Source organism: Brevibacterium salitolerans, assembly GCF_039531405.1.
Classification (GTDB): domain Bacteria; phylum Actinomycetota; class Actinomycetes; order Actinomycetales; family Brevibacteriaceae; genus Brevibacterium; species Brevibacterium salitolerans.
Window position 1 is genome coordinate 212,102 of the sequence record NZ_BAAAPZ010000008.1, and the last position, 14,729, is coordinate 226,830.

The window sequence follows — 14,729 nt, forward strand, 5'->3', positions numbered from 1 at the left end:
AGGCGCGCGAAGACCAGCGCACAGCGCGGCACCGTAGCGTGGAGGGATGGAGATCCCCGCTCATCCGTGGAATCACAATATCCACTACCACCGGCTGATCCTCGACGCTGTGCCTGCGGGTGCCCATTCCGCTCTGGACGTGGGCTGCGGCAACGGCCTGCTCACTGCGGAGCTGAGCCGTACGGTGCCGGATGTGACGGGTCTCGATGCCGATGTCGCGGTGCTCGACAACGCACGGCGGCACTGCGCACAAGCCGGTTGCGAGCGGACCTCGTGGGTCCACGGCGACGTCATGACGCACGCGTTCGACCACCCCTTCGATGTCGTCGCCTCGGTGGCGACCCTGCACCACCTGCCGGACCTCGAGGCAGCACTCCTGCGGCTGGCGGATCTGACGGCTCCCGGGGGCGTGCTCGCGGTGGTGGGCCTCGCCCGGTCGCGCAGACCGGCTGACCTGCTGTTCGATCTGGCAGGCGCCGTGCAGCACCGGTGGCTGGTGCGTCGGCACGGGTTCTGGGAGCACACCGCACCGATGGTCTGGCCGCCTCCGCATGACTATGCGACGGTCCGCCGCACTGCACGGCGCGTGCTGACGGGAGTGCGGTGGAATCGGCTGCCGCTCTGGAGGTACGCGCTGGTCTGGCACCGGCCGCTCTGAACCGGGGCGCTGCGCTCGGCCGCCGGCTGTAGCCTGGGAGGCACGGAGCGCAGCGCGGGGGAGTGCGGAGGGCACGGCATGGGCGAGAAGATCGACTTCAAGCGCACACTCGAGCACTACCGAGCCTCCGGCGGCACGTTCCGCATCCTCGATGTGCCCGCGCAGCGCTACCTCATGATCGACGGCCACGGCGACCCCAACACCTCCCCGGAATTCGCGGAGGCGCTCGCCGCTCTCTATCCCGTGGCCTACTCGCTGAAGTTCGCCAGCAGGCAGGAGCTGGGCCGGGATTACGTGGTGCCTCCGCTGGAGGGCCTCTGGTGGGCCGAGGACATGGACGCCTTCACCACCGCTCGCGACACATCTCAGTGGGACTGGACGATGATGCTCCTCGTCCTCGGCTGGATCGAAGCACCCCTCCTCGCCGAGGCCGTGGCCCGCGCCGGTGCCAAGGGCCGTTCCAGCGCCAAGAGGCGTCCCGCGCGCCTGGACGACGTCCGCCTCGAGCGGCTCGAAGAGGGCAGATGCGTCCAGACGCTCCACGTGGGCCCCTTCGATGAGGAGGGTCCTGTCCTCGCAGAGATGCACCACAGCTTCATTCCGGACAACGGCCTGCGCATGACCGGCACGCATCATGAGGTGTACTTCAGCGACCTCCGCCGGACCGCCCCGGAGAAGCTGCGGACGCTGCTCCGCCAGCCGGTGGAGGAAGCGGATCCCGCCTGACCGGCACCGTCCTCACACCCCCAGGTCGGTGACGGCGCGGACGGCACCGGTGACGGCCTCGGCGACGGCGGCGAGGTCCTCCTCCGCGAACTCCGGGCCGATGCTCATGCGCACCGCACTGCGCGCCTCGTCCGCGTTCAGTCCCATCGCCTGCAGCACATGGCTGGGTTCCGTGGAGCCGGCGTGGCAGGCGGAGCCGGAGGAGCACAGCACGCCGCGTTCCTCGAGCTCCAGGAGCAGGGTCTCGCCGCCGAGGCCGGGGAAGGTGAAGGAGGCGATGAATGGCGAGCGCCGCGCAGGATCAGTGGGGCCGGTGGCCCGCGCCCGCCCGTCCGCGGCGTGGAGCACGGTCGCCTCGAGCCGTGCGCGGAGCCGATGCTGTTCGCTGTGCGCGGCCCGTTCGAGCGTGTCCTGCAGCGCCGCCGCCACGCCCAGGGCAGAGGCCACGCCCGGGGTGCCGGCGCGCCGCCCGCTCTCCTGCGCGCCGGGCATGAGCGGCACGAACGGCGTACCGGGTGCCAGCCGCAGCAGTCCTGCCCCCTGCGGCCCGGAGAGCTTGTGGGCGGAGAGCGTGAGCGCATCGGCATGGCGTGCGATCTCTGCCAGCTCCACCGCTCCCACCGCGGCCACGGCATCGACCATCACCGGGGCGCCGGCTGCATGGGCGAGTGCGGCCACCTCGGCGATGGGCTGGAGTGTACCCACCTCGTTGTTCACCGCCTGCACGGCCACAAGGGCACACTGTCCGCGCAGGTCGTCCCGGTGGGGCGGGGCGTTCCGGTCGCCCTCCGCGTCCATCTGATCCCCGAGGCCCAGCTCCTCGGCCAGCACATCCGGACGTACGGCCCCCGTGCCGTCCACCGGCAGGGTGACGAGCTCGAAGCCCTCGCGTTCGGCCAGCTGGGCGGCGGGGTCGAGCACGGAGGAGTGCTCCACCGCGCTCACCAGCAGGCGGGTGCGTGCGGGATCGCGGTCGCGGGCGGCGCGGGCGAGGCCCAGGACGGCCATGGCGTTGGACTCGGATCCGCCGGAGGTGAACACCACCTCCTCGGCAGTCACCCTGGCATCTGCGGGAGTGCTGAGCAGCTCCGCCACCAGCTCGCGGGCCGCCTCCAGGGCCGCCGCCATCTGCTTCCCGGCCCCGTGGACGCTGGCCGGATTGCCGAGTCCGCCGGTGAGCCACGGGTGCATGGCATCCAGCGCCGCCTGGGACAGGGGTGCCGAGGCCGCATGGTCGAGGTACAGCATGAGAGTGCTCCTTCGTGCGGGTGCCGCCGGATGGCTGCGACGCCATCGTGCGGTCGCGGGTCGCCACCTGCTGCGTGGCACTCCACCACCGGTGCCGTACGTATGGTGGTGCTATGCGCCGCAGGCGGCGTGGGAATCGCGATCCACCGTGTCCAGGCCCAGATCCAGGTTGCGGACGGAATGCGTGAGCGCCCCCACGGAGATGACGTCCACGCCGGTTTCTGCAATTGCGCGGACCGTCTGCAGGCTCACGCCGCCGCTGGCCTCCACGAGCGCTCTGCCGTCCACCAGGCGGATGCCCTCGACCAGTTCTGCAGGGGAGAAGTTGTCCAGCATGATCGTGTCGATGCCCGCGTCCGCCACGGCCTCGATCTGGTCCAGGCGGTCCACCTCGACCTCGACGTGCACGGTGTGTCCCAGACGCGCCCGTCCCGCACGCAGCGCGGCGGTGAGCTGCTCGCCCTCGCCCAGCAGAGTCACGTGGTTGTCCTTGAGCATCACCGCATCGGAGAGCCCGTCGCGGTGGTTGGCACCGCCGCCGCAGCGCACGGCGTACCGCTCGAGGATGCGCAGGCCCGGAGTCGTCTTCCGGGTGTCGGCGATGCGCACCGGCCGGCCCGTCGCCGCGGAGACGCAGCCGCTCACGGCATCCGCGTACTGCCAGGTGAGCGCGGCGACGGCGCACATGCGCTGCAGGAGGTTGAGCGCGGTGCGCTCGGCCAGCAGCAGCGTGTGCGCCGGTCCCTCCACGGTGAGGAGGACGTCACCGGCGGAGAAGGGGGCGGCCTCGGACACGGTCTGCTGCACCCGGCACTCCCCGGTGCCTGCATGCGCGGCGGCCTCGCGCACCACCGCGGCGAACACCTCTCCGCCGGCCATGACGCCGGCCTCCCGGGCGACGACCGCCGCCCGGGTGCGCATGCCGGCCGGCACGAAGGTCGCAGCCGTCACGTCGCCCCGGGGCGCGTCCTCCTGCAGCGCCGCCTGCGCGATCCGCCGCACGGCCGCGGCCGGGACGGGAGCCGCGGGGACCGGAGCCGCTCTGTCAGCCGCAGCCGGGCCGGGAGCCATTGCCCCAGCTCCAGCCACTGCCTCAGTCACTGGCACAGACATCGCCCTGCTCACCTCGGCACCGCTTCCAGCATGCGGTCCAGGGCCAGGCGGGCATCGGCGGCCTCGGCCTCGGGCACCGTGATCCGGTTGACGACCTCGCCCGCCACCAGCGATTCCAGCACCCAGGCGAGGTAGGCGGGGTGGATGCGGTACATCGTGGAGCAGGGGCACACCACGGGATCGAGGCAGAAGATCGTGTGCTCGGGGTGCTCTGCCGCGAGCCTGCTCACCATCGTGATCTCCGTGCCGATGGCGAACGTGGATCCGGCGGGAGCGGACTCGATCGCGCGGCGGATGTGGTCCGTGGAGCCGGATTCGTCGGCGGCGTCCACCACCTCCATGGGGCACTCCGGGTGCACGATCACCCGCACGTCCGGGTGCTCCGCGCGGGCGGCGGAGATCTGGTCCACCGTGAAGCGCTTGTGCACGGAGCAGAAGCCGTGCCACAGGATCACGGCCGAGTCCTCCAGCGAGGCGACTGTGTTGCCGTTGCCGCCCAGCGGCTTCCCCGGCGACCACAGGGGCATCCGCTCCAGCCCGATCCCCATCGCCCGCGCCGTGTTCCGGCCCAGGTGCTGATCCGGGAAGAACAGGACGCGGTGGGCCTTCTCGAACGCCCTCTCCAGCACCACGGCGGCGTTCGAGGAGGTGCACACGATCCCGCCGTGCCTGCCCACGAAGGCCTTGAGCGCGGCCGAGCAGTTCATGTAGGTGATGGGCATGACCGGCACCTTCCCGGTCTCGTCCGGGGTGTCGAGGGAGCCGCCCTCCTCGGCGAGCACCCGGGTCAGCTGCGCCCAGCAGTCCTCCACCCCTGCCACGTCTGCCATGTCCGCCATCGAGCAGCCCGCCGCCAGATTGGGCAGGATGACGGCCTGGTCGTCGCGGGAGAGGACGTCGGCGGTCTCGGCCATGAAGTGGACGCCGCAGAAGACGATGTACTCGGCCTCCTCACGGCCGAGCGCGGCCCTCGCCAGCTGGAAGGAATCGCCCAGGAAATCCGCGTGGGTCACGATCTCGTCGCGCTGGTAGAAGTGCCCCAGCACCATGACGCGCTCGCCCAGGGCCTCCTTGGCGGCGGTGATCCGGGCGTGGAGCTGATCCTCGTCGAGGTTCCGGTACTCCTCCGGCACGGGTCCCTGCACCGGGGCCGAGGCCGGGGCCCGGTCCTCCTGGGAGGCACCGGGGCCATAGCCGGGGCCGCGGCGATCGATGGTCCAGGGGGCGGTGGTGAGCTCCGGACTGCAGGACGAGGCCGAGGAGGCTGCTCCGCCCGTGCGGCGTATGCCGGGAGCACGCAGGCCGGGGGCGGGAAGGGTGGGGGTGGGCAGAGAGGTCGTCATCGTCACTCCTGGGCGGTCATGGGTGGGCACGTCGTTCTGCGGTGGGCGCGCAGCAGGCCGGGCGCGGCTGCGCGGCCTCATGCGGTGGTCGTGTAGAGGCGGGGAGGTCTGTGCCGTCCGCCGGTGAGGAACTCCTCCGTGGGCACGATCTGCGGATCGGCCTTCGCCTGCCGCTGGAAGTTGCCGGGATCCAGCCGCCGGCCGGCGACGCACTCTCCCGCCTCCCGCAGCTGGGCGAGGGTGAAGCGGGTGCCCAGCACGTCCCGCGCCAGGCGTCCCCAGCTCACGGAGCTGCGCAGCCGCCGCAGCGCGTAGGCGATGATCTCCGCATGGTCGAAGGCGAGGTCCGGCAGGGCCCCGGCGGGGAACCACGCCACGTTCTCCGCCTCCTCCGTCCGGTCCAGTGCGGCGGCAGTGGCCGCCAGCGGGAGCACCGCCCAGTAGACGACGGAGACCACGCGGAGCCCGGGGGAGCGGTCGAGTCCGCCGAACGTGTGCAGCTGTTCGACGGATCCCGGCTCCAGCCCGGTGGCCTCGCGGAGGTGCTGGACGGCGACCTCCTCCAGCGACTGGTACATCCGCAGCGGTCCGCCGGGCAGGGCCCAGCAGCCGCGGAACGGCTCGCGGACGCGGCGGACGAGCGGGAGGAGGAGTTCGAGAGCGGGGGCCTCACCTGCTTCCGGGGCCGGCGCCCCCGGCCCGCCGGTGCGGTCGTCGTCCGCACCTCCGCCGCTGCCGCCTCCTCCGCTGCCGCCGGCACCTGTGCCCCTGCGGCTCTCCCCGTCGCGGTCTGCGAGCGCGAAGACCACCGAGGACACCGCGAGGTCCGGTGAGATCTGCGCGCGCTCACGCACGTTCGCGCGGCTGAGCGGGGTGACGGGCCCTGCCTGGCCGAGGGCGCCCGCGGCACCGGGCCGGCCGCCGAGGCCGTGCACGGACCCTGCGACGGAACGGCCGTCTGCGCCGCGCAGAGCGTCGGAGCCGTACGGCTCGTCGAGGCCGCGCACGGGTTCCCGGGCTGCGGTGGGCACGACTGCACCTCCTGTGGCGTGGTCGCCGGCCCCGGCCCGGGAGAGGGAGCCGAAGGCGGGCGCACATGGATATTGTGCCCACGACAATAACAGGTGCGGGGGATTGGGCGAGCCCGCTGTCCCCTCAGCGGACGCCGGACGCGAGGGGAGAGGCTCCCAGCTCCGCCGGGAGCGGTGCCGTCCACGGGAGGTGGGAGGTGCGCCGGCCGTCCTCGTCGAGGATGCTGCCGCCCCGCTTGTGGTAGTGGAGGACCACGCCTCGGTGGGCGACCTGGACCTCGTGCGAGGCGGTGATGCGCGCCTCGAACTCCACCGCGTCCCGCACGTGGCTGAGCCACACGACCGCATGGAGGTTGTGCGGCCCTCCGGAGAGCGCGAGGCAGAGCCGCGTGCGGGGCAGCGCGGAGACGGCTGCCACGGTGCGGTCGAGTGAAGCGGCCGGCGCGGTCATCTGGAGGACGAGTGCGTACGGCCAGCCCGTCGCGGGCTGGGCCACGTCGATGTAGCTCGAGAGCACCCCCAGCTCGAACAGGGAGCGCGTGTACCTGCGCGCATGCGCCTGGCTCACGCCGAGTGCCTGTGCGAGGGCCGTGCTCGGTGCCCGCCCCTCGGTCTCCAGGGCGCGCAGGACCGCGCGCGGACGCGCATCCTGCAGGGTCTCGCGCGAGGCCGCGTTCGGCGGTGCGCTGCCGGACGTCCCCGGGAGCGCACCCGTGCGCATGTGCGAACCGTCGCGGTACACCACGGTCCCCACGCTGGGCCGCACCTGCTCCACGCCGGGGACCTCCGCGACCATGCGCAGGAGCCTGCGCAGGGCGGGGAGGTCCGGGGTGAGGGCGATGAGCGAGAGCGCGAAGCTCCCCGTCACCTCGGCGATCTGGATGATCTGGGGGTGCACGGTCAGCGCCGCGCCCACGTGGGCGACGGAGTCCGAGCCGCACGCGAGGTCGATGATCGAGACCACGGTTCCGGAGGCGCGTCCGGGCTGGGTGACGATCCAGGCGAGCCCACTCCCGGAGAGCCGTTCCCAGCGCCGGCGGGCCGTGGCCGCCGAGGCGCCGATCCGCCTGCCCACGTCCGACCAGGCGGCGCGCGGTCCCTCCTGCATCGCGTCGATGAGCGCCAGATCCGATTCGGTGAATGCGGGCACCTCGGTGCGGCCTCCGGGATCCGATCCGAGCACGGGCACCCTCCCCATCTGCGAAGTGAGCAGACCGGCAGGATCATCCGGACCGCTCAGTACAGTCCACACTGTAACCGCGCTCACAGTCCTGCAGCGTCGCAGGAAGGTCCGCGGGACCGCACATTCGAGGAGGAACTGTGGGAGACGGGAAGATGGAGGCAGGGCGAGATGCGAAGGTGCCGCGGAGGAGGTGCTGGGCGGGAGCCGGCGCCTCGGCGGCCGCGGTCTCGCTCGTGCTGAGCGGCTGCACCACGGGCGGCGGCGGGCCGGACGGCGAGGACGGGTACTCGACGGACACGATGCGCGTGGCGCTGATGGCGGATCCGAACAGCTTCCTGCCCACCGAGTACACCGCGCTGAGCTCGCTGATCACCGGCCACCTGCTCTACGCCACGCTGCTCTACGGAGACGAGGACAACACCACCGTGCCGGGCCTGGCCTCCGAGTACGAGGTCGATCCGCACGGCGGCGAGTTCACCATCCGGGAGGACGCCACCTGTGCGGACGGCACTCCCCTCACCCCCACGGTCGTCGCGGATTCGCTCGAGGCGTTCGCGGCGGCCTCCACCGTCAAGGAGGTCGTGTTCGGCAAGGGCGATCCCGTCATCGAGGCCGACGACGAGGCGGGCGTCGTCTCGATCAGCCTCAGCGAGCCCTGGGCGGACATGGAGAGGGGCCTCGCGCTGACGCAGACCGGCATCGTCTGCCCCGCCGGCCTCGCGGACCCGGAGGGCACCGCCGCGGGCGAGGTCGAGGGGGCGTTCTCCGGCGGATACGTCCTGGCCGGACATCAGCCGGGGGTGAGTGTGGACCTCGAACTCCGCGAGGAGGGCTTCACCTTCCCGGAGTACGCCGTTCCGCTCGAGGGGGTGCCGCCGCAGAAGGTCGCCTACTCGATCATGAGCGACTACAACGCCGTCGCCAACGGCCTGCTCACGGACACGCTCGACTACTCGACGGTCAACGGCGAGGCGATGGCGAGGGTCACCGAGGAGGAGGGCTTCACCACCTCGCGGTACGCCGGCGCCTCCATGTTCATCGTGTTCAACCAGCGCGAGGGCATGCCCATGGCGGATGCGGAGACCCGCCGTGCGGTCGCGCAGGCCGTGGGCCGCGAAGCCTTCAACGATGCGGCCACGGACGGCGAGGGTGAGCTGCTCTCCAGCTACGTGCCCGCAGGCGTGCCCTGCGCCCACACCGGGGACGAAGGGCTCATCGCCCAGGATGCGGAGGCGGCCTCGGCGGTGCTCGACGGCCTGTCGCTGAACGTGTTCGGCACCACCTCCAGCGGTCCCAACGGCGCCGGGAACTCCTACGTCGCGCAGGCGCTCGAAGCCGCCGGGGCGGAGGTGAGCGTGCGCAGCGTGGACGACACCACGTGGGCGACCGAGCTGGCGACGAGGCCGGAGAGCTGGGACCTCACCGTCTACCCGCAGCTCAACCTCCCGCGGACCCAGTACAGCGGCCTCGCGCAGCTCATCGGCCCGCTGCCGGAGCAGGGCGGACAGAACTCGTCCGGAGCCGAGCGGCCGGAGACGGAGGCCCTGGTGGGCGAGGCCATGGCCCAGCCCGATGAGGAGGCGCGGTGCGCGGTCTACGAGGAGATCCAGACGAGCCTGCTCGACGACGCCGCTTTCGTGCCGCTGGCCACGCTGCCCACCCAGGTCACGACGCGTGAGGGCTTCAGCATCCGGCAGTACCGCGGCTATGTCCCCACCATCTCCATGCGGATCACGGGCTGGGCAGGGCATGCCGGGCTCAGGGCGACGGAGGTGCGGGATCCTCCGCCACGGCTGCCGCCCCGTCCGCTCCCGGCGGCTGCCAGGGGACGAGGCCGGCGTCCCGCCCGTGCTCGTCGATGAGGTGGCCCATGCGCTTGTGAGCGTGGAGGATGAGGCTGCGGTGGAGCACCTCCACGGTGAGGGATCCGGTGATCCGGGCCTCCACCTCGACGGCCTCGTGCACCCCGTGCATCCAGATGACGGCGTAGAGGTTGTGGCGTCCTCCGGCCGTGGCCGTGCACAGTCGCGTGCCGGGCATGCCGGAGATCGCCGCGGCGGTCGCGGCGAGCTCGCCGGCGGGGGCGGACATGTGCAGCGCGAGCGAGTGGGGCCACTCGGAGACGCCGGGCGCCATGTCGACGCGCTGCACGAGGACCTTCTGCCGCAGCAGCGCCTTCACGTACCTGCGGGCGTGGGTCTCGCTCATCCCCAGGACCCCGGCGAGGTGTGCCGGGCTCGCGCGTCCGTCGCGTTCGAGTTCGCGCAGGACCGTGAGGGCGCGGTCGAGCTGGGCGGGGTTCGGCGCGGCGGCCTCCTCCGACCCGGCGGAGGACGTGCGCGGAAGCGCTCCGGTGCGCCACCGGGAGGCCTCCCGGTAGACGGTGCTGCCGGTGCTCGAGCGCACGCGGATGACTCCGGGCGCCTGTGCGACGGCGTGGAGGACGCTGCGCAGCTGCCGGACGTCGAGCGTCACCGTCTCGAGGAGGAGGTCGACGTCCCCGTTGGTCTCGTAGACGTTCAGGACGGCAGGGAGCAGCCGCACCGCGGCACACACCTGCGGCACGGCACCCGCGGTGCACTCGACCTCCACGATGGAGAGGAAGACCCCGGCGCCCTTGCCCAGATAGGTCACGATCCAGGCGTCGCGCTGCGAGCTGATCCGCTGCCACTGCCGCCGGACGGTGCTGGGGGAGACCCCCACGCGTCGTCCGATCTCCGTCCACGGCCCGCGGGGGTCGTCCTGCATGGCGTCGAACAGCTCGAGGTCCGATTCCGTGAGTGAATGCGGCGCAGGCCCGGCGCTCATGTCTGTTCTGGTCATATGCGGCTCCGTCGATGTGTGAATCGTGCATCTGTGAGACACCTGAGTGTCTGTGAATAGGATCACAACTGCAAGCCGAAGAACGACTGATCGATCAGAGGGCCGAGAGGCCTCGCCGCCGGCTGCGGTGCGCGGTGAAGACAGGCGACTCTCCAGGAGGAACGATGAAGACCAGCTCCACGGCGGCCGGCGGCCGCATGCCGGCGAAGCGGCGGGCAGCGGCGCTCGCCGCCCCGGTCCTCGCCACCGCCCTGCTCGCCAGCGCGTGCACGACAGGGGGCGGGAGCGCGGGCGGCGAGGGCGAGTACTCGACCGACACCGTCCGCACGGCGATGATCGCCGATCCCAACAGCTTCAGCCCGCTCAACGCCTCCGGCGTGAGCGCCAACACCGTCTCCGCCATGCTCTACACGACGCTCCTCTACCAGGACGAGGACAACACCACCACGGGCGGCCTCGCGAGCGAGTACGAGCTCGACCCGAACGGCGGCACCCTCACGATCCGGGACGGCGCCACCTGCGCCGACGGCACGGAGATCACGCCCACCGTGGTGGCGGACTCCCTGCAGGCCTTCGTGGAGAACTCCCGTGCCAAGGAGATCGTGTTCGGACCGGGAGACCCCAGCTTCACGCCCGACGACGCCGCGGGGACGCTGAGCATCGAGCTGGAGCAGCCGTGGGCGGACGTGGAGCGCGGTCTCACCCTCACGGAGACGGGCATCGTCTGCCCGGCGGGCCTCGAGGACCTCGAGGCGACGGCGGCCGGTGAGGTCGAGGGCGCATTCTCCGGCGCGTACACGCTGACGGCGAACCAGCCGGGCGTGACGATCGACTTCGCACTGCGGGAGAGCGGCTACACCTTCCCCGAGTACGCGACCCCGGTCGAGGGCGTCCCGGCGGACAAGGTCACCTTCGCGATCATGGCCGACTACAACGCCATGGCCAACGGCCTCCTCACGGACACGCTCGACTACGCCACGCTCGTGGGCGAGTCGAAGTCCCGTGTGGCCGGCGAGGAGGGCTTCGAGACCTCCATCTACCCGGCGACGGCGATGTTCGTGATGTTCAACCAGCGCGAGGGCATGCCGATGGCGGACGCAGACACGCGCAGGGCGGTGGCCCAGGCCATCAGCCGCGAGGCGTTCAACGACGCCGCCACGGACGGCGAGGGGGAGATCCTCTCCAGCTATGTTCCCTCCGAGGTCGCCTGCGCCTACACCGAGGACGACGCGGTGATCCCGCAGGACGCGGAGGCTGCGTCCGAGGTGCTCGACGGGCTGGAGATCAGCCTCACGGGCACGCAGTCCACCGGCCCCAACGGCGCCGGCAACTCCTACATCGCGCAGGCGCTGGGCGAGGCCGGCGCGGAGGTCGACCTCCGCAACCTGGACAACACCACCTGGGCCACGGAGCTCGACTCCAAGCCGGAGAGCTGGGACGTCACCGTCATGTCGCTGCTGAACATGTCGCGGACCCAGTACGGAGGCCTCAGCCAGATCACCGGCTCCTCGCCGGAGGACGGCGGACGCAACTCCACGGGTGTGAAGCGTGAGGACATCCAGGAGAAGGTCGACGCGGCGATGGCGGAGACGGACGAGGCCGCACGCTGCGGCATCTACGAGGAGATCCAGAAGGAACTCCTCCAGGACGCCGCGATCGTCCCGCTGAGCACGCTCCCGGCACAGCCCTCCACGGCCGAGGGCTTCAGCATCCGGCAGGTCAACGGCACGGTCTCCATGATGACGCTGAGGATCACCGGCTGACGCACACCGCCGGTGCCGGGCGGACGGACTGCGGTCCGTCCGCCCGGTGCCCGTCCCGCGGCCGGTGCCGAGGCTCCCGGCCGCCCGAGAACCGGCCCACCGAGAAGAGGGGTGAGATCCGATGACAATGGTGAACTCTGCTGTCACGCAGATTCCGCATCAGGTGTCGTTCAAGGCGTCCACGCGCCTGGCGCACCACCCGTGGGTGAGATTCGCCCTCCGCCGCGGCGGGGGCTTCCTCCTCTCGGTCGCGATCCTCGTGGTCGTGACCTTCCTCATCGTCCCCCTGCTGCCGGGCGACCCGGCCGTGGTGGCGGCCGGCGAGGGGGCCACCCAGGAGCAGATCGCCCAGACGCGCGAGGCGCTGGGGCTCGAACAGCCCCTGCCGGTCCAGTTCTGGCAGTACCTCGTGGGGATCTTCACCCTGGACATGGGGTACTCCTTCGCCTCCGGCACCACCGTGACCGCCGCGGTATTCTCCCGGCTGCCGTTCACGGCGGAGATCGCGCTGCTGGCGATCCTCGCCATGTTGGTCATCGCCATCCCGCTGGGCATGGGCGTGGCCATCCTCACCCGCGGCGGCCGCAATGCGTGGGTCGACCACGTCTTCAACGCCGTCACGAGCCTCGTCTACGCCGTCCCCAACTACGTCCTCGCGACGCTCATGATCTTCGTCCTCGCCATCAAGCTGGGATGGTTCCCCGCCGGCGGGGCGGTGACGCTGAGTGCGCTCGTGCTGCCCACCGTCGCCATCATGCTCGGCCCTGCCTGCGTCATCGCCCGCGTGGTGAGGCGCGAGGCCGTGACGATCCTCGAACAGGACTACGTGCGCACCGCCCGCGGCTGGCGGCTGAGCCCGTGGAGGGTGAACCTGCGCTACGTCTTCCCCAACCTCATGACGACCACCCTCACGCTCTCCGGCCTCATCCTCGCCGGGATGCTGGGCGGTGCCGTCGTCATCGAGACGGTGTTCGGCTGGCCCGGGCTGGGCAAGGGGGTGGTCGATGCGATCCTCATGCGCGACTACCCCGTGATCCGCGGGATCGTGCTGCTCCTCGGCGTCCTCGCCACACTCCTCATCATCCTGGTCGACGTGATCCTCGCGATCGTCGACCCCCGCAACCTCAGCGGAGGGAACGCCAATGGCTGAGACACGACGCCGCGCGCTGCGCCCGGGCCTGGTCATCGGGCTCGTGCTCTTCGCCCTCACGATCGCCGTCGCGATCATCGCACCGCCCCTGGTCGCGGATGCGGCCAACACCCTCAGCGACGACAGGAGCCTGCCTCCCTCCGGGGACGCGTGGCTGGGCACCAACGCCTTCGGCCAGGACAACGTGTCACGTGTGCTCATCGCCACGCGGCTCACCCTCATCATGACCGTCATCGCGGCTGCGATCTCCGTGGTGCTCGGGGTGGTCGTCGGCGTGTCCATCTGGCTCGCCCCGCCCCGCGTGCGCGAGTGGTGCCTGCGGATCCTCGAATCGGCCGTCGCCTACCCCACGCTCATCACCGCCCTCATCATCGCCGCGGTGCTGCTGCCCGGGGCCTCCACCGCCGTCATCGCCATGGGCCTGGCCGGCATCCCCGGCTTCGCGAGGGTGACCGCCAACCTCGCACAGCAGGTCTCCAACAGCGACTACTTCGTCACGGCCAGGTTCCTGGGCGTGCCCGCGCGCCGGCTCGCCACCCGCCACATGATCCCGGCGATGGCGGAGCCGCTGCTCATCCTCTCCACCACGGTGTTCGCCACCACGCTCGTGGAGATCTCCGCGCTGTCCTTCGTGGGCCTGGGCGTGCAGGTGCCGCAGTACGACCTCGGCTCGCTGCTCAACGACAGCCTCGACGCCCTCTACACGCAGCCCATCGAGGCGGTGGGGCCGGCGATCATGATCGTGGTCATGTCCGTGGCCGCCATGTTCGTGGGCGACGGGCTCGCGGCCAGCGCGAATCCGCGGGCTGCGCGGAGCTGGACGCCCCGAAGGCCCGAGTCGAACCCCACTGCGCAGCCGGCCGAGGGCGACACCGCACTGGTGCGGGTGGAGGACCTGCGCGTCACCGGCGCCCGCGACGGCGAACCGGTGGAGCTCGTCCACGGCATCGACCTGCACATCGACCGGGGGGAGATCCTGGGCATCGTGGGCGAGTCCGGCTCCGGCAAGTCGCTCACGGCCATGTCGATCGCGGGTCTCGCCGCGGACGATCTGGACGTGCGGGGCAGGACCGTGCGCGTGGGGACCATGAACATGCTGGGCACGCCCGCACCCGCGGAGCTCGCCCAGTCCATCAGCATCATCTACCAGGATCCCGGCACCACCTTCAGCCCCTCGCTGAGGATGGGCGGACAGCTCACGGAGGTCCTCCGCACCCACATGGGGCGCAGCCGGGCGGAGGCCAGGAGGATCATGGTCGAGGCGCTCGCGAGCGTGGGCGTCACCATGCCCGCCAAGCGCATGAGGCAGTACCCGTACGAGCTCTCCGGGGGCATGCGCCAGAGGGCGATGATCGCCGGCGCGGTCGTCACCACCCCGGACCTCATGATCGCCGACGAGCCGACCACCGCGCTCGACGTCACGGTGCAGGTGGACGTGCTGCGCCAGTTCCGCCGCCTCCGCGACGAGCACAGCACGGCGATCCTCTTCATCTCCCACGACATCGGCGTGGTGCAGGAGCTGTGCGATCGCGTGCTCGTGATGCGCGGCGGTGAGGTGGTCGAGGAGCTGCGCCCGGAGCAGATCCGCAGTCGCGAGGTGACCCACCCCTACACCCGGACCCTCCTGGACGCGGTGCCGGTGCTCACCGTCGCCGGGCAGTCCGGTGGACGACGGGAAGAGGAGGGCTGAG

At 71.5% G+C, this 14,729-nt stretch carries 12 protein-coding genes; 6 read left to right on the plus strand and 6 right to left on the minus strand.

The window, feature by feature from the left end; all coding sequences use genetic code 11:
• Nucleotides 1-46: 46 nt before the first annotated feature.
• Together ABD240_RS10880 and ABD240_RS10885 are read left to right on the plus strand one after the other, a co-directional pair.
• Nucleotides 47-658 carry a class I SAM-dependent methyltransferase gene (locus ABD240_RS10880; RefSeq protein WP_291798424.1) on the plus strand — a complete coding sequence of 204 codons (612 nt, stop codon included), beginning with the start codon at nucleotides 47-49 and terminating at the stop codon, nucleotides 656-658.
• Nucleotides 659-736: 78 nt separating this feature from the next.
• Nucleotides 737-1,384: a GyrI-like domain-containing protein gene (locus ABD240_RS10885; protein WP_344337193.1), complete on the plus strand. Its 648-nt coding sequence runs from the start codon at nucleotides 737-739 to the stop codon at nucleotides 1,382-1,384.
• Between the two features lie 12 nt (nucleotides 1,385-1,396).
• Here ABD240_RS10885 and ABD240_RS10890 read toward each other — a convergent pair whose 3' ends face one another.
• The 5 genes from ABD240_RS10890 to ABD240_RS10910 form a co-directional block, all read right to left on the minus strand.
• Complete coding sequence (locus tag ABD240_RS10890; protein ID WP_291798430.1) at nucleotides 1,397-2,632, minus strand: cysteine desulfurase family protein; 1,236 nt, start codon at nucleotides 2,630-2,632, stop codon at nucleotides 1,397-1,399.
• Between the two features lie 111 nt (nucleotides 2,633-2,743).
• Entirely contained in the window at nucleotides 2,744-3,703 is a 960-nt protein-coding gene (nadC, locus tag ABD240_RS10895) for a carboxylating nicotinate-nucleotide diphosphorylase (RefSeq protein ID WP_291798433.1), read from the minus strand.
• Nucleotides 3,704-3,753: 50 nt separating this feature from the next.
• Complete coding sequence (nadA, locus tag ABD240_RS10900; protein WP_344337196.1) at nucleotides 3,754-5,088, minus strand: quinolinate synthase NadA; 1,335 nt, start codon at nucleotides 5,086-5,088, stop codon at nucleotides 3,754-3,756.
• A gap of 77 nt (nucleotides 5,089-5,165) precedes the next feature.
• Nucleotides 5,166-6,119, minus strand: coding sequence for an NUDIX hydrolase (locus ABD240_RS10905; RefSeq protein WP_344337197.1), 954 nt, complete (start codon nucleotides 6,117-6,119; stop codon nucleotides 5,166-5,168).
• 124 nt (nucleotides 6,120-6,243) lie between these two features.
• The gene (locus ABD240_RS10910) at nucleotides 6,244-7,302 is read right to left on the minus strand and encodes an Lrp/AsnC family transcriptional regulator (protein ID WP_344337199.1); all 1,059 of its coding nucleotides are present in this window, start codon (nucleotides 7,300-7,302) and stop codon (nucleotides 6,244-6,246) included.
• 137 nt (nucleotides 7,303-7,439) lie between these two features.
• Between ABD240_RS10910 and ABD240_RS10915 the strand changes: the two genes are divergently transcribed.
• Nucleotides 7,440-9,164, plus strand: a complete 1,725-nt coding sequence (locus tag ABD240_RS10915; protein ID WP_344337201.1) for an ABC transporter substrate-binding protein — start codon at nucleotides 7,440-7,442, stop codon at nucleotides 9,162-9,164.
• Here the strand turns inward: ABD240_RS10915 and ABD240_RS10920 are convergent.
• Nucleotides 9,061-10,125, minus strand: a complete 1,065-nt coding sequence (locus tag ABD240_RS10920; RefSeq protein WP_344337203.1) for an Lrp/AsnC family transcriptional regulator — start codon at nucleotides 10,123-10,125, stop codon at nucleotides 9,061-9,063. The two genes, ABD240_RS10915 and ABD240_RS10920, sit on opposite strands and share 104 nt — an antisense overlap.
• A 164-nt stretch (nucleotides 10,126-10,289) precedes the next feature.
• On the opposite strand from ABD240_RS10920, the gene ABD240_RS10925 reads away from it, so the two are divergent.
• The 3 genes from ABD240_RS10925 to ABD240_RS10935 all read left to right on the plus strand — a co-directional run bounded on the left by ABD240_RS10925 (nucleotide 10,290) and on the right by ABD240_RS10935 (nucleotide 14,728).
• The gene (locus ABD240_RS10925) at nucleotides 10,290-11,888 is read left to right on the plus strand and encodes an ABC transporter substrate-binding protein (RefSeq protein ID WP_291793172.1); all 1,599 of its coding nucleotides are present in this window, start codon (nucleotides 10,290-10,292) and stop codon (nucleotides 11,886-11,888) included.
• A gap of 121 nt (nucleotides 11,889-12,009) precedes the next feature.
• Nucleotides 12,010-13,038: an ABC transporter permease gene (locus ABD240_RS10930; protein WP_344337206.1), complete on the plus strand. Its 1,029-nt coding sequence runs from the start codon at nucleotides 12,010-12,012 to the stop codon at nucleotides 13,036-13,038.
• Nucleotides 13,031-14,728, plus strand: coding sequence for a dipeptide/oligopeptide/nickel ABC transporter permease/ATP-binding protein (locus ABD240_RS10935; protein WP_344337208.1), 1,698 nt, complete (start codon nucleotides 13,031-13,033; stop codon nucleotides 14,726-14,728). The genes ABD240_RS10930 and ABD240_RS10935 overlap by 8 nt, the downstream gene beginning before the upstream one ends.
• Nucleotide 14,729: the final 1 nt, after the last annotated feature.